19 protein-coding genes are annotated in these 19488 nt (G+C 44.6%); 8 read left to right on the forward strand and 11 right to left on the reverse strand.

Annotated elements, in window-relative coordinates:
* Positions 1-13 precede the first annotated feature (13 nt).
* From ilvA to QNI24_RS06715, 6 genes are read right to left on the reverse strand one after another with little or no spacing between them, the layout of a single operon-like run.
* Positions 14-1288: a threonine ammonia-lyase IlvA gene (gene ilvA / locus QNI24_RS06690; protein ID WP_267175245.1), complete on the reverse strand. Its 1275-nt coding sequence runs from the start codon at positions 1286-1288 to the stop codon at positions 14-16.
* Positions 1289-1306: 18 nt separating this feature from the next.
* Complete coding sequence (ilvC, locus tag QNI24_RS06695; protein ID WP_267175244.1) at positions 1307-2353, reverse strand: ketol-acid reductoisomerase; 1047 nt, start codon at positions 2351-2353, stop codon at positions 1307-1309.
* A 25-nt stretch (positions 2354-2378) separates the two neighbouring features.
* Positions 2379-2948, reverse strand: a complete 570-nt coding sequence (ilvN, locus tag QNI24_RS06700) for an acetolactate synthase small subunit (RefSeq protein ID WP_267175243.1) — start codon at positions 2946-2948, stop codon at positions 2379-2381.
* 4 nt (positions 2949-2952) lie between these two features.
* A complete protein-coding gene (gene ilvB / locus QNI24_RS06705) occupies positions 2953-4734 on the reverse strand; it encodes a biosynthetic-type acetolactate synthase large subunit (protein WP_267175242.1) in 1782 nt (593 codons plus the stop codon).
* Entirely contained in the window at positions 4731-6521 is a 1791-nt protein-coding gene (gene ilvD, locus QNI24_RS06710; protein WP_267175241.1) for a dihydroxy-acid dehydratase, read from the reverse strand. Before ilvD ends, ilvB begins: the two co-directional genes overlap by 4 nt.
* On the reverse strand, positions 6521-7417 hold the full coding sequence (locus QNI24_RS06715) for a branched-chain amino acid transaminase (RefSeq protein ID WP_267175240.1): 897 nt from the start codon (positions 7415-7417) through the stop codon (positions 6521-6523). Before QNI24_RS06715 ends, ilvD begins: the two co-directional genes overlap by 1 nt.
* Before the next feature lie 694 nt (positions 7418-8111).
* Here QNI24_RS06715 and QNI24_RS06720 point away from each other — a divergent pair.
* The 4 genes from QNI24_RS06720 to leuB are packed head-to-tail and all read left to right on the forward strand — an operon-like array spanning position 8112 to position 12791.
* Positions 8112-9722, forward strand: a complete 1611-nt coding sequence (locus tag QNI24_RS06720; RefSeq protein WP_267175239.1) for a homocitrate synthase/isopropylmalate synthase family protein — start codon at positions 8112-8114, stop codon at positions 9720-9722.
* 2 nt (positions 9723-9724) lie between these two features.
* The gene (gene leuC, locus QNI24_RS06725) at positions 9725-11101 is read left to right on the forward strand and encodes a 3-isopropylmalate dehydratase large subunit (protein ID WP_267175238.1); all 1377 of its coding nucleotides are present in this window, start codon (positions 9725-9727) and stop codon (positions 11099-11101) included.
* A complete protein-coding gene (gene leuD, locus QNI24_RS06730) occupies positions 11101-11715 on the forward strand; it encodes a 3-isopropylmalate dehydratase small subunit (RefSeq protein WP_283708587.1) in 615 nt (204 codons plus the stop codon). Before leuC ends, leuD begins: the two co-directional genes overlap by 1 nt.
* Positions 11712-12791, forward strand: coding sequence for a 3-isopropylmalate dehydrogenase (gene leuB, locus QNI24_RS06735; RefSeq protein ID WP_267175237.1), 1080 nt, complete (start codon positions 11712-11714; stop codon positions 12789-12791). Before leuD ends, leuB begins: the two co-directional genes overlap by 4 nt.
* A 9-nt stretch (positions 12792-12800) precedes the next feature.
* On the opposite strand, the gene QNI24_RS06740 is transcribed toward leuB, so the two are convergent.
* Positions 12801-13238 (reverse strand): winged helix-turn-helix transcriptional regulator, encoded by a 438-nt coding sequence (locus QNI24_RS06740; RefSeq protein ID WP_267175236.1) that lies wholly within the window; start codon positions 13236-13238, stop codon positions 12801-12803.
* An 87-nt stretch (positions 13239-13325) separates the two neighbouring features.
* Between QNI24_RS06740 and QNI24_RS06745 the strand changes: the two genes are divergently transcribed.
* The 4 genes from QNI24_RS06745 (at position 13326) to QNI24_RS06760 (ending at position 16611) form a co-directional block, all read left to right on the forward strand.
* Positions 13326-13778 (forward strand): hypothetical protein, encoded by a 453-nt coding sequence (locus tag QNI24_RS06745; RefSeq protein WP_267175235.1) that lies wholly within the window; start codon positions 13326-13328, stop codon positions 13776-13778.
* A gap of 214 nt (positions 13779-13992) precedes the next feature.
* On the forward strand, positions 13993-14256 hold the full coding sequence (locus QNI24_RS06750) for a hypothetical protein (RefSeq protein WP_267175234.1): 264 nt from the start codon (positions 13993-13995) through the stop codon (positions 14254-14256).
* 11 nt (positions 14257-14267) lie between these two features.
* On the forward strand, positions 14268-15968 hold the full coding sequence (locus QNI24_RS06755) for a hypothetical protein (RefSeq protein ID WP_267175233.1): 1701 nt from the start codon (positions 14268-14270) through the stop codon (positions 15966-15968).
* A 193-nt stretch (positions 15969-16161) separates the two neighbouring features.
* Entirely contained in the window at positions 16162-16611 is a 450-nt protein-coding gene (locus QNI24_RS06760) for a hypothetical protein (RefSeq protein ID WP_267175232.1), read from the forward strand.
* A 15-nt stretch (positions 16612-16626) separates the two neighbouring features.
* On the opposite strand, the gene QNI24_RS06765 is transcribed toward QNI24_RS06760, so the two are convergent.
* From QNI24_RS06765 to rlmB, 4 genes are all read right to left on the reverse strand, one after another.
* The gene (locus QNI24_RS06765) at positions 16627-17262 is read right to left on the reverse strand and encodes a protocatechuate 3,4-dioxygenase (RefSeq protein WP_267175231.1); all 636 of its coding nucleotides are present in this window, start codon (positions 17260-17262) and stop codon (positions 16627-16629) included.
* A gap of 154 nt (positions 17263-17416) precedes the next feature.
* Positions 17417-17947, reverse strand: a complete 531-nt coding sequence (locus QNI24_RS06770; protein ID WP_267175230.1) for a carboxymuconolactone decarboxylase family protein — start codon at positions 17945-17947, stop codon at positions 17417-17419.
* Positions 17948-18025: 78 nt separating this feature from the next.
* Positions 18026-18595: a peroxiredoxin gene (locus QNI24_RS06775; protein ID WP_267175229.1), complete on the reverse strand. Its 570-nt coding sequence runs from the start codon at positions 18593-18595 to the stop codon at positions 18026-18028.
* A 155-nt stretch (positions 18596-18750) separates the two neighbouring features.
* Positions 18751-19488 (reverse strand): 23S rRNA (guanosine(2251)-2'-O)-methyltransferase RlmB, encoded by a 738-nt coding sequence (gene rlmB, locus QNI24_RS06780; RefSeq protein WP_267175228.1) that lies wholly within the window; start codon positions 19486-19488, stop codon positions 18751-18753.

Below are 19488 nucleotides of genomic sequence, written 5' to 3' on the forward strand. Positions count from 1 at the left end.
AGCAAAGCAACACTCACAGCACCAAAGAAAACAACTCAGGTTGATTGTTGAGGTAGTCGTTGTAGAACCCCCCTGCCTTCATGCGCTTTAACAGGGGTTCAAAATCTTGGTTGGCATTGAGCTCAATACCAACCACAGCAGGCCCGTGTTCACGGTTGTGTTTTTTTTGGTATTGGAAATAAGTGATGTCATCTTGTGGCCCCAAAACATCTGCTACAAACTCCTTTAATGCACCTGCCCGTTGCGGGAAACGCACCAAAAAATAATGTTTTAAACCATTGTATAACAGCGCTCGCTCCCGAATTTCTTCAATGCGAGTGATGTCATTGTTGCTGCCGCTAAGAATGCAAACCACACGTTTACCTTGAATTTTTGAGCGGTATTGATGCAAACCAGCCAAAGACAAAGCACCTGCTGGTTCCACCACAATCGCATCTTTGTTGTAGAGGTTTAAAATGGTTTGACAGATCAAACCATCTGGAACCTGAATCACATCATCCAAGTAATTTTGACAGATGGCACGGGTGTGTTCGCCCACTTGTTGTACTGCAGCACCATCGACGAAACGACTGATTTGGGGCAGCTTGACATGATGCCGCGCCTGCAAAGCAGCGGTCATTGATGCTGCTCCTTCGGGCTCCACACCAATCACTTTGGTATGTGGTGCATGTTGTTTGAAAACACTCAACAGACCAGAGGCCAAGCCACCACCACCTATAGGGACAAATACATAGTCAATGTTTTCATTGGCAGATTGTGACAATAACTCAGTTGCTATGGTTGCCTGTCCCGCAATGATTTCCGGGTCATCGAAGGGATGAATGAAAGGGTGATAATGGCGTTCACTGAATTTAACGGCAGCCTGTTGGGCCTCATCAAAAGTATCACCAATTAAACTCACTTTTACCCAATCACCACCAAACATTTTCACCTGATCAACTTTTTGTCGCGGTGTGGTAACTGGCATAAATACTGTTGCTTTGATTGCCAGTTTACAACAAGTGAAAGCCACGCCCTGGGCATGGTTACCTGCGCTGGCACAAACCACATGTGACATCTTTGGTTGCTGTTCCTGTAAACTCGCCAACTTGTTATACGCGCCTCGAATCTTATAGGATCTGACGGTTTGTAAATCTTCCCTTTTTAACAACACCTCTGCAGAAAAATGTTCTGAATAATTGAAGTTGGGCATCAATGGCGTCTGTTGAACCACACCCTCAAGCCTCTTTTGTGCAGATTCAACATCAATCAATGAGATCATTGATTTTTTTAAAGGCGCGACACTCATATCATTCACTCACTTGAATCAAGCATTTTCAGGTCTGAGTTTTCTGACTTGTTGGCCAGTTTGCCACAGCTCCGAATTGCGCAGATGTTCCAACTCCTGATCCAGTTTTTCTCGGTAATCAGGTTTTTGGTTGGCCTCGATCACCACCTTGGCTTCTTCACCACTGGCAACCCTGGCATACAGCTCTTTGAAAATTGGGGTGTTGGCATCACGAAATTTATGACGCCAATCCAATGCGCCACGTTGTGCCGTGGTTGAAGTATTGGCATACATCCAGTCCATGCCATTATCGGCCACCAGTGGCATCAAACTTTGGGTGAGTTCTTCCACCGTTTCATTAAAGGCCTCTGAGGGTGAGTGACCATTTTCACGCAGCACGTTATATTGTGCTTCAAACAAGCCAGCGATGGCTCCCATCAAAATTCCACGCTCACCAGTTAGGTCTGAGTAAACTTCTTTTTTAAAGTCGGTTTCAAACAAATAACCGGAACCCACACCGATTCCCAATGCGGTGGCGGTTTCTTTGGCACTGCCGGTCACATCCTGAAACACCGCATAACTTGAGTTCAAGCCTTTGCCCTGTTTAAACAAGCTGCGCAATGAAGTTCCAGAACCTTTCGGTGCAACCAATACCACATCTACATCAGATGGTGGCACAATGCCGGTTTGCTCATGGTATGTGACCCCAAAACCATGCGAAAAATACAAGGTATCACCGGTATTGAGGTTTGCTTTGACTGTTGGCCACGCCGCAATTTGACCAGCATCAGACAGTAAATACATCACCACATCAGCGCGTTGCGTGGCTTCAGCCAAATCAAACAGGTCCTCCCCCTCAAGCCAGCCATCAGCAAGTGCCTTGTCCCATGAAGCGGATGCTTTGCGTTGTCCCACAATGACCTGAAAGCCATTGTCTTTTAAGTTCAAAGCCTGACCTGGGCCTTGCACACCATAGCCCAAAACCGCAATGGTTTTATTTTTAAGATACTGTTGTGCTTGAGACAAGGGATATTCCTCTCGAGTCACCACTTCCTCCCATGTGCCACCGAAATTCAATTTAGCCATAATTTTCTCCTACTTTTTTATTAATCTAAAATTTTGCAACCGCCTGCTCTTCAGGACTACAGGTGGCATGTTGTTTAAAAATAACCGCATCAGTTTGTGATGCAGCCTGCATCAAAGGCCTGCTGATACTTACCGGTCCTGAACGCACAAATTCAATGACGCCAATAACTGTTAAAGCCTCAAGAAAAGCCTGGTTTTCCTGGTATTGGCCAGTTCTTTGAATCACTGTGAATTCATTGTTCATGCTCAATACGCTGGCATGGTGCTGACGAATGATTTGTTCAGCTGTTGGTTGATCTAACATCGACTGGGTGGCCACTTTGAACAAAGCCACTTCAAGTTGAATCAAATCTCTTTCCTCCCTGAATTCCGCACTTATAACATCAATCTGGCGTTCTAATTGTTTGCTCAATCGCATGGCCACTTGCTGTTCACAATGTACCTGAACGCTGTGTCTGGATACGCCAACTTGTTCAGTTTCACAAACTGAAAGTGCATCGATATTCAAATTCACCCGCGAAAAAACTGCGGTAATGCGGTTCAAAATGCCGGTTTGGTCACTCGAATAAATGGCAAAGTTATAATTCTTTTTCATGCGATTAGCCTCCCATTTGTTCGACATCAGATTCGGGTGATTCTAGGCACATATCTGCCACTGAAGCACCTGGCGTTATGATTGGAAATACATTTTCTTGCTGCTTCACCATCACTTCAAGTACATAAGCACCGGGATGTGAGAGCATGTCTTTGATGGCTTGATTCAATGCCTTGGGTGAATCAATTTTTTGATTGGCAATTCCGTAACTCTCAGCAACCATGCAAAAATCTGGGTTACTCATGGGAGTTGAAGCATAGCGTTGTTCAAAGTACAACTCCTGCCACTGGCGAACCATACCCAAAAATTGATTGTTCAAGATGATGAGTTTAACAGCCAGCTGGTGTTGCATCATCACACCAAGCTCTTGCATGGTCATTTGCACCCCACCATCACCAACCACACCAATCACTGGACGATCTGGGCGGGCAAATTTAGCACCAATGGCTGCAGGCAAACAAAAGCCCATGGTACCGAGTCCACCGGAAGTAATGAGGCTGCGACTTTGCTTGAATTTGGCATAGCGACAAGTTGCCATCTGATGCTGACCGACATCGGTCACTAAAATGGCATCATCGCAGTTTTGATTGATGGCTTCAATCACCCCAGCCATACCTAACTCATCACCTTCAACATTTAAATCAGCTTGGATAATTTTTTTATCCTCAACCGCATGTAATTTTTGAAAATTCTGCAGCCACACTGGATAAGTTTTTGGCCTCAATAATTTGCTCAGCTCTGGCAAGGTCTGCTTCACATCTCCTAAAACAGCAACATCAGCATGGACGTTTTTGTTGATTTCACTGGGATCAATTTCCAAATGAATCACTTGGGCTTGTTTGGCATAATAGGCCAAATTACTGGTTACCCGATCATCAAACCGCATGCCCACAGCCACCAATACATCACACTCATTAGTCAACGTATTGGGCGCATAATTACCATGCATACCCAACATACCAACGTACTGCGGGTGATCTGTTGGTAGTGCTGATAAGCCAAGCACAGTACTGGCAACGGGCATCCCACTGCGCTCTAAAAAGCTCAGAAACTCGGTTTCAGCCTCGCCCAAAATGACACCCTGTCCCATCAGCACCATCGGTTTTTGCGCTTGGTTAATCAAACTGGCGGCTTGCGCCAATGCCAATTGACTGGGCCTGGGGTAGGGTGCATAACTCGTTAAGTTATGACACGATTGATAAACAAAATCCAATGCATCCATCTGGGCATTTTTTGTGATATCAATCAACACCGGGCCTGGTCGACCACTTTTGGCGACATAAAACGCTTTGGCCATTGCCGCTGGAATTTCAGCGGCTGTGGTTACTTTGTAATTCCACTTGGTAACTGGAATGGATATATCCAATATATCGATTTCTTGAAAAGCATCTGTTCCCAGTAAGCTGGCAAAGACCTGACCTGTGATACAAACGACAGGCGTTGAATCAAGGTAAGCGTCAGCAATGCCGGTAATCAAATTTGTAGCACCTGGACCAGATGTGGCCACACAAACACCGACCTCACCGCTGGCACGCGCATAACCTTGGGCAGCGTGTACGGCGCCTTGTTCATGGCGCACCAAGATATGCTCTAATTGATTTTCATAGTTATACAGCACGTCATAAGTGGGCATGATGGCACCACCTGGATAGCCAAATATTTTTTCAACACCTTCAGCCAAAAGACTCAAGATGATGGCCTCGGCCCCAGTCACAGTTCGGGTCTCAGCGCTGGCTGCAGGTTTTTGCTTGATGTTAGGATCGGCAATTATTGAGGCTGATTTCATGATGGAGCTCCTTGTCTTGAATGATTTTCTGCGCCTTCATCAGGGTTCACATTCAACGCCAGTGGTGCCGGTTTTGCGGCGCTGAATTCGACCACTGAATCAGCTTCACTCGGCAGGTCAGTCAAACAACCGGTTGACGCCGATGAAACTGTGCGGGCGTATTTTCCTAATGTGCCACGTTGTGTTTTGAGCGGCGGTGCTTGCCAGTTTGTTCTGCGCTGTGCCAGTTTTGTTGAATCCACATGCAGGGTTATTTGATTTTGTTTGGCATCAATGGTTATGAGGTCGCCATCTTCTACCAAAGCAATTTCGCCACCGACTTGAGCCTCTGGTGTGACATGGCCAACCACAAAACCATGGGTGCCGCCAGAGAAACGCCCATCAGTGATCAAGGCCACGGAATCACCCAACCCGGCACCTATGATGGCGGCTGTTGGCTTGAGCATTTCTGGCATACCAGGCCCACCTTTGGGTCCTACATAGCGAATGACCACCACATCACCGGCCTTTACCTGGTTTAATGCAATGCCCTCGTTAACCTCTTTCTCGCTGTTGAACACCCGCGCTGGGCCATGAAAAAACTCACCTTCTTTACCGGTGATTTTAGCCACCGCACCAGCACTGGCCAGATTGCCCTTGAGAATCTGTATGTGACCTGTGGCCTTAATTGGTTTGTGGTAAGGGAGAACCACATCCTGATCAGCATCGAGCGGTTTGACCTTGGCTAAATTTTCACTCATGCTGTGACCGGTCACGGTCATACAGCTGCCATCTAACCAACCCAAATCCAACATGTAACTCAGCACGGCAGGGACTCCACCAATGCGGTGCAGATCCTCCATCAGGTATTGTCCGCTGGGTTTGAGATCGGCCAGAAAAGGTGTGGTATCACTGACTTCTTGTAAATCCTCCAAACTCAAATCAATGCCGGCGGCATCGGCAATCGCCAAAAAGTGCAGCACCGCATTGGTCGATCCGCCCAACACTGTCACCAACTTGAAAGCATTCAACATCGATTCTTTGGTTACGATGTCCCTTGGCTTCAGATTTTTATGAATCAACCCGTTGATGGCATCTGCCACTTGAAGGCATTCGCCCGCTTTGCTGTTACTAACAGCTGGATTGGATGACGAATAAGGCAGGCTCATGCCCATGGCCTCAATGGCCGCGGCCATGGTGTTGGCGGTGTACATCCCACCACAAGCACCGGCACCGGGACAGGCTTTTTGAATCACTTGATGGTAGTTTTTCTCGTCCATTTGGCCCGCCACTTTGGCACCCCAAGCCTCAAAAGCAGAAACCACATCTAGTTTTTTTCCTGCATGACAACCTGAGGCGATTGTTCCGCCATAAACCAAAACAGCTGGTCGATTCAAACGCAACATCGCCATCATCGCACCTGGCATGTTCTTATCACAACCAACCACAGTTACAACCGCATCATAGTGCATACCTGCCACCACTGTTTCCATCGAATCAGCAATTAAATCCCTGGATGGCAGAGAATAATGCATGCCACTGGTGCCCATTGAGATGCCGTCTGAAATGCCGATGGTATTAAAAATTAAACCATTGAGTGGGTATTGACTGACCGCCTGTTTGATGTGCTTTGCCAAGTCATTCAAATGCATGTTACAAGGGTTGCCCTCATATCCTGTGGATGCGATACCAACAAATGGTTGATTCAATTGTTCAGGCGTCAAGCCAATCGCATGTAACATGGCTTTGGCTGCTGGCTGGCTGTCGTCTTGAGTAACAGCTTGTGAATAGGGGTTTAATATTTTCATCAGGCAGCCTTGGTTTTTTTAAATTTAACTTTTCGCAGTCGAACATGTTGGTGAAATTGTTGTTGTAATGTGGCACCAAAAGTATCTGGCCAAGGTAACTTGAAGGGTTGTCTATTGATGCTACCTATGGCCTGTATCTCAACCGCTGTACCGGTTAAAAAGGCACCGTCTGCTGCCATCAATTCATCCGGTGTGAATAACTTTTCATGGACAGTTATGCCATTGGCTGCTGCCAACTGCATGACTATTGAACGGGTGATACCAGGCAGAATATTGCCTTTAGGCGGGGTAAAAAGTGCACCATCTTTTTGGCAAAATATATTGGCACCACTGGCCTCAGCAACATAGCCTTTTTGATCCAATAACAAAGCATCATCAAAGCCCTCGTTATGGGCATCTTTCATGGCTAAAATTGAATTGACATAATGGCCTGAGACCTTGGCATCAACATGACATGAACGTGGGTCAGGGCGACAATAGGGTGAAACTTTCATGCTCAATTCACCTGCGGCGAAATACTGACTCCAGTCCCATGCGCAGAGAAACAAGTTGGATTTATTTTCAGCCTGCAGACCCAGTTTTTCCTCAGCATATACCAGTGGCCTGATGTAGGCATCTTGTAAATTGTTCTTTGCCAATAACTCTTGCGTTAATTGAATCAACTGCTCCACGCTGTAGTCAACATCAAGGTGCATCATCTTGGCTGAATACAACAACCTTTCATAGTGCGCTTCAGCCCTAAGGATTTGTGCACCCTGATCAGTGGCATAGGCCCGAATGCCCTCAAAGACGCCATTGCCATAATGGAAAGACTGTTGGTACAGACCTGTTGAAGTGTCTTTGGCCAATTGCCATTGGCCATTAAGGTAAATCACTGTTTCGTTGTTGTAATACATCGTTCTCTCTTTTTTTATTTTTGTTGGTTTAAAAAATTAAAGTAAAAAAAAAGCCCTTCTTGGTGAGAAGGGCTTTTTTGGATTGACCAATTGTTTGCCGAACTCACCACACATGTGGGTCAATAATCACGAGGACGATGACGACGATGTTAATGAGTTGAATGTTGGCAAATAAGTTCATTTGGATTAATTTTTTCAGTTTATTTTTGTTGTTGTTAATAAAATATTTTGTGTTCGTTTCGGCATATGTTGTTGCAGCTAATTTTTATTGTCAACAATTATTTTTGGTTTTTTCATGGCGCTGCATGAATACAAAAAAAGTATTTCTTTTTTCAATTTATTTATGTTAGCTTAAAAAAAGGCGTCCAATTTTTAAGCATAAAAACAGGACAAATCGATCACTTATTAGATTAAAAATAACCAAGAGGAAACCGTTATGAAACGGCAACATTATCGACATCATCACACACCTGTAAACAGCTCAACAACCAACCCATCTAACGCCCGCATCATTCTCCTCGACCTCCTCCTCTTGATTAGAATTTAAACTTCGAATCAAACACTTAAGTCCGTTCTGACACTCAGAACAAACTCATTTAAAAAAACCAAACTGACGTGATTTCTTTCGAAGATTGAATCTTTGAATACAGGTGAACTGTACCTGCGTTTTACGTCACACAAAGAGGTGATTACCATGAAACACATTAAAATATTTGATACCACATTAAGGGATGGCCAACAGTGTCCAGGCGCTGGCATGAGTTACAGTAAAAACATCGAATATGCGCAGTTGGCGGCTAAAATTAACATCGACGTTTTAGAAGCTGGCTTCCCCAGTGCAAGTACTGAAGACTACAAAATAGTCAACCACATCGCGCAAATGTATGCGCAACAATCACACAGTCCCAAAGTGGCTGCTTTGAGTCAATTACGTGAAGAGCAAGTGCTGAAAACCATGCAAGCCTTGAGTCCGCTAATACCTTCAAAACGTGCCGTTTTGCATGTTTATTTACCAGTGGCTCCTGAACTGATGAAAGCCTCTCTGGGCAAATATGCTGAGGATGAACAACAAATCATAAAAGACACCCAAAGCATGATTGAAATGGCAGTGAATGCCGGTTTAGAAGTTGAATTCAGTCCTGAAGCCTATTCACAAATGGGTAATAATTTTGATTTCACCACTGAGTTAATCAGCACCGCTATTGCCGCAGGTGCCACCACCATTAACTGTCCAGATACCATTGGGCGTGCCTGTCATCTGCAAGGTGATGATTATTTTGTCAACCACATGAACCAACATGCTGCCATCATGAAACGACGCTTTCCAGATCGAGACATCACCTGGTCTGTGCATTGTCATAATGATTTTGGTTTGGCTTTGGATAACAGCATGCGCGCCGTTTTTGATGGCCCAGCAACGCAAGTAGAGGGCTGTTTTAATGGCATTGGTGAACGGGCCGGTAATGCCGCTTTAGAACAATGCATCATGTACATCAAAACCTTCAGCAGTAAAAAAAATCCAGCCATGACGCGTTGTCAAAATCGACACATTAGTCAAATTTCAGACTTTGTTGATAAACACATGTTGATCCGCCAACCACACTGGCCCATCAGTGGCGACAATGCAGCCAAGCATTCATCTGGCGGCCACACCAACGCCATCCTGAAAAATGCAGAAGTTTACCAACCATTTCCTCCCAGCTCAGTGGGTCAAAACATATCATTTGTCTTCGGTCCCTTAAGTGGCAGCAACCACGCACAGTCAATCATCCAAAAACATGGCTATGTGTGTGAACCTCAAGAACGTCAAACAATTACCCAGTACATCAAGGATTATCACAAAAACCGACGCAAAGGCTTAACCGATGCTGAATTCATGGCAGCTTACTTCAGTTACCGAAAACCGATTGATGTGAAAAAAATTGTGTTTGAAAATAAATCACAACAAAAGCACTTTGCCATTGCCGCCAAAGTCTTTGGCGAAGACGAACGCTTTGACATCACATGTCAGGATGATGCCACTGCAACCACCGCCTTGCATCGATACCTGCGTGAACGTTTTGCTCAATTTCACATCCAATCCTATCGCAGTGAATCCAAAGAACCCGGGCGTCATGCCGAGGCATATGCCACCATCAGCATCGCTGTAGGTGATGATTTTTATCAAGGAAAAGCCCATCACCACGACATTGAAACAGCTGCTTTGATGGCTTTGATAGATGCTTTCAACCAGCATTTGATTGCCGAACATTACCGCCTAGAAACAGCTCAAGAACCGGCGTTAAAAGTTGCTATGAGGGACTGAAGATGCCTGATAATATTGTAGAAAAGATTTGGCAACAGCATTTAATCAAGCAACAGAACGGCTTCCCCGATATCTTAGGTATTGATTTTGCTTTGTTGCACGAAGTGACTTCCGCTCAAGCTTTTGACATGCTTGATGATAAGAATTTGGGCGTATATGATTCCAGCAAGTTCCTGGCGACCATCGATCACAGCATTCCCACCCGCACCAATCGCCATGAAATTCATGACCCAACCGCCAAAGCTCAGATTGAATTGCTGCGCAAAAATTGTGCCAAACACAACATACCCATCTGTGATTTAGACAGCACTCGTCAGGGCATAGTTCATGTGGTTGGCCCTGAGATGGGTGTCACCCAACCGGGCATGACATTGGTTTGTGGTGATTCACACACCGCCACTCACGGCGCTTTTGGTGCCTTGGCTTTTGGCATAGGCACATCAACCTTGGCTCATGTTTTTGCCACAGGAGCGATCTTAATGAACCAACCCAAAGTCATGCAAGTGGCGTTCACAGGCGAATTACCCAATGGGACTTATGCCAAAGACATGATCATGCATTTGATTGCTGAAATTGGTATCGGTGGAGCCACTCAACACGTGATTGAATACACCGGTGCTGCGGTCAGGGCCTTGTCCATGGAACAGCGCATGACATTATGTAACATGAGTATTGAATGCGGTGCGATTGCGGGTTTAATTGCACCTGATCAAACCACTTTCGATTACATCAAAGATCGACCTTACGCGCCTCAGGGGCCATTGTTTGCACAAGCCGTTGAGTATTGGCAGAGCCTTTGCAGTGAGCCAGACTGCAGCTATGATTCAACCATTGAATTGAACATTGCTGAGCTTAAACCGATGATCAGCTGGGGCACCAACCCCCAACAAGCGATTCAAAGTCACCAAAAAACACCCGATGAACACAATGCAGCCATGGATTACGTCAAATTAAACACCAATCAAAAGCTGATAGGTACGCCAATCCAATGGGCTTTTATCGGCTCGTGTACCAACGGCCGCATAGAGGACTTGCGGATTGTGGCAGATATATTGCGTGACAGAAAAATTGCCACAGCTGTCACCATGTACGTGGTGCCCGGTTCTGAACAGGTGATGCTTCAAGCCAAAGCAGAAGGTTTAGATCAAATTTTCGAAACGGCTGGTGCTGAATTTCGCCTGCCTGGCTGTTCCATGTGTCTGGGCATGAATGATGACAAAGTGCCTGCTGGAGCACGTTGTATCAGCACCACCAACCGCAATTTCATAGGGCGACAGGGAACCGGCAGCATCACTCATCTGGCATCACCAGCAACCGTTGCCTACAGCGCATTGGCCGGTTTTATCTGTACTGAATTCATCCAACACGAGGCTTCATGATGATGTATAAAAAAATTGCAAAACACAATATTCAAGGTTTATGTGCGCCAATGATGATTGATGACATAGACACTGACATCATCATTCCAGCCCAACACTTGACTCAAACCTCACAGTCTGGATTTGGTCAACATGCATTTGCTCGACTGAAAAAGGCAAACACTGATTTTGTCTTGAACCAAAAACGCTATCAAGCAGCTAAAATCCTTATAGCTGGTGATAATTTTGGCTGTGGCTCTTCACGTGAGCATGCCGTTTGGGCGATACAGGAATTAGGCTTTGAGGCCATCATTGCACCTTCATTTGCCGATATTTTCAGTAATAATGCCAAGAAAAACGGCTTGGTATTGATCGAATTAAGCACTGATACTTGTCAACAAATGGCCCAATTTGCTGAAGCTGAAAACCTGTATTTAAGCATAGACCTAGCGACAGCGAACGTCACAAGTAAACACTTCAACCATGCATTTAATATCAATCCATTCTTTCAATACTGCATCACCCATGGCAGTAATGAGGTTGATTATTTGTTGCAGCACATGGGTCAAATCAAAGCCCACAAAACGGCTGCCGTGAATCACTCGCTGTTTATCCAAAATGGGGCATCACAGTGAGTGAAGCTAAAAATAAGCCACACATTGCGGTGCTGGCTGGTGACGGCATTGGTCCCGAAGTGATGCAGCAGGCATTGAGGGTGTTACATAAAGTGGCACCAGAAGTTACTTATTCCCACGGCCTGATTGGTGGTGCTGCCTATGTCAAATACCAACAGCACTTTCCAACTGCCACCAAAAAATTAATCAACCAAGTTGATGCTGTTTTATTTGGGTCAGTAGGGGGGCCCATTGAGGCCACAGATTCACCCCAATGGCTCAACTGTGAAGTCAATTCAATCCTGGCTCTGCGTAATCACTTGAATTTAAGTGTCAATGTCAGACCAGCCAAGTTTTATTCATCATTGGCCAATATCTCACCATTAAAAAATCACTTATTTAATGCTTGTGATGAAATCCTAATTTACCGTGAATTACTCGGAGACATTTATTTTGGAGACAAACGCAGTTTTAAAGTCGATGGGCAAGTAGTCGCTGAAGACGTAGCCTCTTATAATGAAGCACAAATCAAAACCATTGCGTTGCAAGCATTTGAGTCCGCGGCACAGAGATCCGGCAAACTCACTTCAGTCGATAAAGCCAATGTGCTCGAAACCTCCAGACTGTGGCGCCAGGTTTTTAATCAAGTGGCAAAAGACTACCCTCAAGTCGAGCTGTCTCACATGCTGGTTGACAACTGTGCCATGCAACTGATTCTCAACCCAGCGCAATTTGATGTGATTGCCACCGCCAATTTATTTGGTGATATTTTGTCTGATGCAGCCAGTGCTTTACCGGGATCACTGGGGATGATGCCATCAGCCAGTTTCAATGACAAGGGTTTTGGTTTGTATGAACCATCTGGTGGCTCAGCCCCAGACATTGCCAATCAAGATGTGGCTAATCCAATGGCACAATTACTGTCACTGGCTATGCTGCTGCGGCATTCGCTCAACAAAGACGCTGCAGCATCGGCCATCGAACAAGCGATTGAACAGGTGCTGGCGTCAGGTTTTCGCACCCTTGATATCAGCGAAAGTACTTGTCAAACATTGGGAACCACTGCATTTACCGATCAGGTCTTAAAGCAGCTTTAAAACTTGTATCTAGTTCACCGTTTCGACATGGCACTTTTGCCGGTATTCCTGTTTCACGATGTCAACCGCATCATCAAAACGGTGTTCTAAATAATGCATGATTTTCTCTGAAAGCAATGTTTCAGAATCATGTTTTCCACTCCACTTGATCAGGTGCAAGATCGCTGGAACCAAATCCAAACCTTTGGTGGTCAGGTGATACAGCTTCTGGCGGCCGTTGTTGGGGTCCTTACATTGTGTAATTAAATCATGTTGGGTCAGTTTTTTGAGGCGATTGGCTAAGATGTTGGTGGCCATGCCCTCATCACTCTCGATGAATTGTTTGTACTGACAACAGCCCTTGAACAGCATGTCTCTGATGATCAGAAAGCTCCATTTATCACCGAGTATTTCCAACACGTATGTCATCGGACAGACGGTCATTTTATATGTGGTATTTTTGGTCATGGCTAAATAATACAAATATTACTTGCATTTTACAAGTATTTAATTAAACTGGGAATTACTTTCATTATGCAAGCAATCGAGGTTACCATGAAAATATATCTGCTTTTCTCGACCCTATCATTCATTTTGATTTCATTTTTGATTGATTTGATGATGTCTAATAATCCGGGTTTCACCACCTATGCTGGATTCAACGGTTTATTGAGCACACACCTTTTTTCTGTTAAAAACACCATAATCTGGGGCATTGAAGGACTGGCCCTGAGTTTTGCTGCTTACCTTTATGTGATGCCCAAAACAGCCTTATCTGATGGATTCAGATTTGGGTTAATAACAGGCTTGATGTTTGTCTTAATCTTGCTGTTTAACATGATGTTCCAATATGACTACAGTAATTATCCTTTTTTTAGTGACTCACTGTTGCCATTGGTTATATTACAACTGATTGGTTTTGCTGTGAATGGCTGGATTTTTGGTTTGATGTTTGAATTGTTTTCTACCAATCAAAAGTACACCATCAGAATATGGTCTATTGCATAAATTCGACCATAAACAGAGACAACCATTGATTCAATCAAAAGCATTTTTTCAGTAGAGTGAGTTAGTCTGGCTTAGACATAAGCATACGCTGACTGTTGTTACCTGATAGATTGAAAACCTCTAGGTACTGAATTGCTTTCTCAAAAAAACTATTTTCTTATTTGTGCTGTGCTATATTAATGATTGCAAAGACTCGCTGAGGGGAATAATCAAAGTGAAGGCAACAAGCATAACAACTTGGGCACTGGTGGCATTAACAATCAGTCCTGCCCAGTCGGGTGACGATTATGAAATCACCCAATCCACTATACAAGCTTCTGGCGGCACTGCCTCTGGCTCAACATATGAAGTCAAGGGCAGCGTTGGTCAATCCGAAGCATCATCCTTTGTTACAGGTGGCATCTATGTCATCAATGGTGGCATATGGTCTGCCTCCAGCAACAATGACATCATATTTAAGAACGGCTTTGATAATTAATGGGGAACAAAATGAAAGATTTAATCATACCAGTGGCACTGATATTTATCAGCTTGGCTGTAACAGCACAAACAGAATTAGGCTCTGAAATCAGTTATCAAGGTAATTTGACTATAAACGGTGTCCCTGTGGATGGGTCCTATGATTTTGACTTATATGCGTATGATGCAGCAAACGGTGGTAACGAATTGGCACAATTCCTGGTCGATGACGCCAATGTTAATCAAGGTTTTTTTAGCGTAGAGCTGGATTTTGGTGATGTTCCTTTTACTGGCAATCAAGTTTGGTTAGAAATTCGTATCCGTGAAGGCAGCAGCAACGGCGGTTTCCAACAGCTGTTACCCAGGTATAAAATCAATTCTTCTCCTTACGCCATTCACGCCCAATTTGTTGGCGCAGATGCTGTGGGTAACTCAGAAATTCAAGATGGTTCTATCACCACGACCAAACTGGCCAATGACGCGGTTAATACAGCAAAAATAATTGACGGTGAAGTGAGCAACAGTGATTTGGCTGATGGCGCAGTGAACAGTATTAAAATTTCAGATGGCAGCATCAACAATATAGATTTAGCTAACGGTGCGGTGACCACTGATAGCATCCTCGATGCCACCATAACCTCAGCTGATTTAGCTGATGGTGAAGTGGGTGCAGCACAAATAAACATTGCTGAAGTGCAACAACGCATCACCGGCGGCTGTTCACAAGGCCAGTATGTCAGTGCCATCAATGCAGACGGCAGCATCATATGTAACGATGCAATAGATCAGAGCGCACAGGGCGTTTGTCAGTCATCCAATGGGTCACCAGGTGTGATATTCAATAACGTATGTATATTGGATTACGACAACACCCAATCAACCGATTGGAACACAGCAGTGACATCCTGCTCGGCATTGGGTGGTGATTTATGCTCTGCCAGCCAATACGTCGCCATGACCACGAATGGTGGGACATTTAACACAGACTTGTTCTATTCAGGTAGACCGCGTTGGACCCAAGATTTTTCTGATAATGACAGTAATTCGAAAGGTGTATTCCTCCACAGCTCTGATGATCCCTCTTTAATTCAGCAGTACAGTTATGCCTGCTGTGGCAATGTCTTACCTGAACCAACCCGATCAAATGCCACCGACATCAATGGCGTCAAAGTAACCTATCTTCATGACAAACAGGACACCATTTGGTCAACTGCCAGTCAAATCTGCCACCAAAAGAATTCAGATTTGTGTACTAAATCCCAACTGGTGGCATTGAATGATGCCAATGCTTTTGGTTCCACTGCTGTGCGCAGAGCCAGTAACGACCTGTCTGATAATGATGCTAATTTAATGAACGATGTTTTGGGCACCAACTCATTAGATAACGCAAACTATCTTCAAACATTTGCTTTTGCCTGCTGCGGCCTGTCAACCAAACCGACAGATAACTCTTGCCCAGGCACAGTGATTGCTGGCGTCTGCACAGGCACCATCAATGATGCCAATGACAGCAATTTTTTTGATGCTGCTCGTACTTGTCATGCAGAAGGTGCCAATATTTGCAGCAAAAGTCAAATGCAGGTGTTGCGCAACAACGGCCAATTCAGCAATGCCTGTTGGACCAGCGATGGCGCCGACAATGATTCCAACAGAGGCGCGGGCGTCTTGGCTTCACAACCAGACAACCCAAACCCAAACACCGATTTATTTGGTTACGCTTGTTGTTATTAATGGCAGTAATTAATCACTGAGTTCTGACTGCTGTAAAACTTATTTAACATATCTGCAAGTCAGCTGAATGCTTTCTGAATGCATTGAGTTGGTGCTTGTGATGTTGGCCACAATCCAGCGAATTATTGGTGGTTTTAATTGCAACAGCAATGAAACATTTATACGCTGTTTATTTTGAACTTGGATACAAACAATGCTTAAAATTTTGCCAGTTGGAACCTGCTGCGTTTTTTTAATTGGCTGCGATGCCACTGAACCCAAACAAGCCATCGCTGAAGATGAGGTCATCATCACCTACCAAGCAGTCACTGATGAGGCGGGTGGTTGTCGACCCACCTATGAGGCCTTGACTCAGAACGATGCCGATGGCTTACCTCTGAATAAAATCTACTTGATTAACGGTGAGACCCATTACTACAACCATGAGCAAATAAAAATTGGCAACATCCCCCTACAAATCAAGATGGCAGATGAAACCATCAGTCTGCTGAATGAAGTGATTGCTTGTGATCAATTACGGATTGAACTGGTGATCGAACAGTGTCGTTATGAGTGGGGCACAGAACGCACAGACTGTCCGAAAATCACCATCAAAGGCAGTGAATCTTTTGCTGGAATCAAGGCCAAAATGGCAACATCGTAAACTCTGATTTCAATTTCAAACTGCGGCCATCACGATTTGGTAATTGAGACGATCTTTTTGCTCTTCATCAGCATTTGCAATCATCATTTTTTGTTCATGGGCGTCTTTACTTTGTAATAATTTATCAACATCATTCAGTGGATTATCTGGAAAGTACATCTGTGTCACCACTTCTTGAAAGCCTGCTTTGCTCACTTTGAAATGGATGTGTGGCGGCCTGCTCCATTCAGCCGATACTGGGTAGGCGCCTGGAATAATGGTTTTGAATTTAAAACCACCGTTCTCACCACTTTGTACAATGGCCCAGCCTTGGAAATGAGGGTCTAAAGGCGCTGTATTTGTATCATGCGGGTGATTGTAACGGCCGGCCGCATTGGCCTGCCAAATATCTACCGTGGCGTTGTCAATAGGATCTCCCTTGGTATCAACCACCTGTCCATGTATAACAACCACCTCACCCAAAGCTTTCTGTGTGTGACCATCAATTTGGGTTAAATCAAAATCTTGGTCTTTTTGTGGTGTGATGGGGTAAAAAGGACCAGCTGTTTGACTGGGTGTGGCCTGAGCCGATAATGCAGACCCAGTGATTGCTGCCAGTGCAGTACTGGCAACACCTTGTTTGATGAAATGTCGGCGATTGGTTTTTTTCATGTTGCTGCCCCTTTGAATGAATACAAACATTATAGACCATAATTGCTGCATCACTTGAGCGGAACAAAAAAAACCACCCACCAAATGTTTTCAGTGAGTGGCCAAGGGAGGTTTTAAATGAAAAAGTTGTTATTTAATCTTCAAAATGTGTCGTTTATCGCTCAATATCCAAAGCTTGAGACACTGCATTGATGGTAGCCGCTATGCGTATAGATGACTGAATGCCTTCTTTACTGATACCATGTTTGGCAATGACTGCCACATGGGAATCAATACAGAGCCCACAACCTTCAATGGCAGACACGGCCAAAGAAATCAATTCGAAATCCACTTTATCAATGCCTGGATTGGCCATCACGTTCATACGCAACTTGGCTGGCATGCTGGCATAACCCTGGTCACTGACCAAATGTGTAAATCGGTAATACACATTGTTCATGGCCATGATGGTGGTGGCTGCTTTGACCGCCGTGATGTCTTCGGCTGAAAGCAAAGTCTCAACAGCACCTGTGATGCCTTGGATGACTTCACGGTCTTTGGTGGCGTAGGCTGAACCCAAAGCAATCATGGCTATTTGGGCTTCTGTTAAACCGGCTGATCCTTCTTCAGTCAGTACACTACCAAGGTTCAATTTGATGTCCTTGGCAAATTCAGGAAGGGCTGATTTTAATTCTTTGATTGACATATTATTCTCCGCTGTTAGCAGTTGGGTGGTGACACCCAACTGCGCAGTCTTTATTTGTGGGTTTAAGTCGCTATCTAATTATGATGCTGTGGCTTGGTTCAAATCGATGGTTTCGTCGCCTTTGCTCCAGTTACAAGGACACAGTTCATCGGTTTGAAGGGCATCTAAAACACGCAGAACTTCTTTCGGGTTTCTGCCAACATTCAAGTCGGTAACCATTGAAAACCTGACAATACCATCTGGGTCGATTATGAAAACAGCACGCTGTGCCACGCCTTCATTTTGATCCAAAATACCTAAAGCCGAAGTCAATTCACGCTTAACATCAGCCAACATTGGAATCGGTAAGTCACGCAATTCTTCTTGGTGCTTACGCCAAGCCCAGTGGGTAAATTCAGTATCGGTACTGGCAGTGATTAACTGTGTGTCACGGTCTTCAAAATCTTCGTTCAAATCACCGAATGCAGCAATTTCAGTTGGACAGACAAACGTGAAATCTTTCGGATAGAAGAAAATCACTTGCCACTTACCGGGAAAACTTTCATTAGTTAAGTTGATAAAAACATTATCAATATTGATTTCGTCAAAAGGCTTGCCATCTACGGCAGTTAAGTCAAATGCTGGAAATTTTTCACCTACACTGATCATGATTTTTTACTCCTGTTGTGGGTTAATTAAATAAGTTGAGCTCATGATAGTAAATGAAGAATGATTTGTAAAATTGAATGATTAAATCACCACATCCTATAAAACAGAACGTTGTGGTTGTCAGTTTGGATTGCTTTCGTTTGAATTGGTGTGATTTATTTGGCTCTTTGTCGGATGACCTCGAACAAAGCCACGCCGGTGGCCACGGATACATTAAGACTCTGCACTTCACCGGCCATTGGAATGTGCACCAAATGATCACAAGATTGTTTGACCAAATGTCGCAACCCTTTGCCCTCATTGCCCATAACCACAGCCACTGCACCTGAGAACTTGGTGTCATAAATACTGACACTGTCATCGCTCAGTGCGGTGCCATAGACCCAGACACCAGCGGCTTTGATGGCTTCAATGGCTCTGGCTAAATTGGTCACTTGAAAGATTTCCAAATGTTCGACTGCACCTGCCGCTGTCTTGTGGGTTATCGGGGTGATGGAAGCTGACTTGTCTTTACTGAATACCACCGCAGTCACACCAGCTGCATCGGCACTGCGCAAACATGCACCCAAATTTCTCGGATCCTCAATGCAGTCTAAGATCAGAATCAATGGATTGTCCCATTGTTGTAATGCCAGCTTAAGTTCTTTTTCTGTTTTCAGCTGTACCGCATTGATGCTGGCTACCACACCTTGATGTCGTTCATCGCACAAACGATCCAATTCTTGTAAACTCAGTCGGTTCAACGTGACACCGGCTTTCTCTACCAGAGCCAGCAATTTAAGTAAGCGTTTATTTTGAGCGTCTTTTTGCAACCAAACTGTTTTGACTTCACCAGCCTTTATCGCCATTTCGATGGCGTGAATGCCAAATATGAGTTTATTCTCTGATGTCAT

Source organism: Marinicella marina (assembly GCF_030065545.1).
Lineage (GTDB): Bacteria > Pseudomonadota > Gammaproteobacteria > Xanthomonadales > Marinicellaceae > Marinicella > Marinicella marina.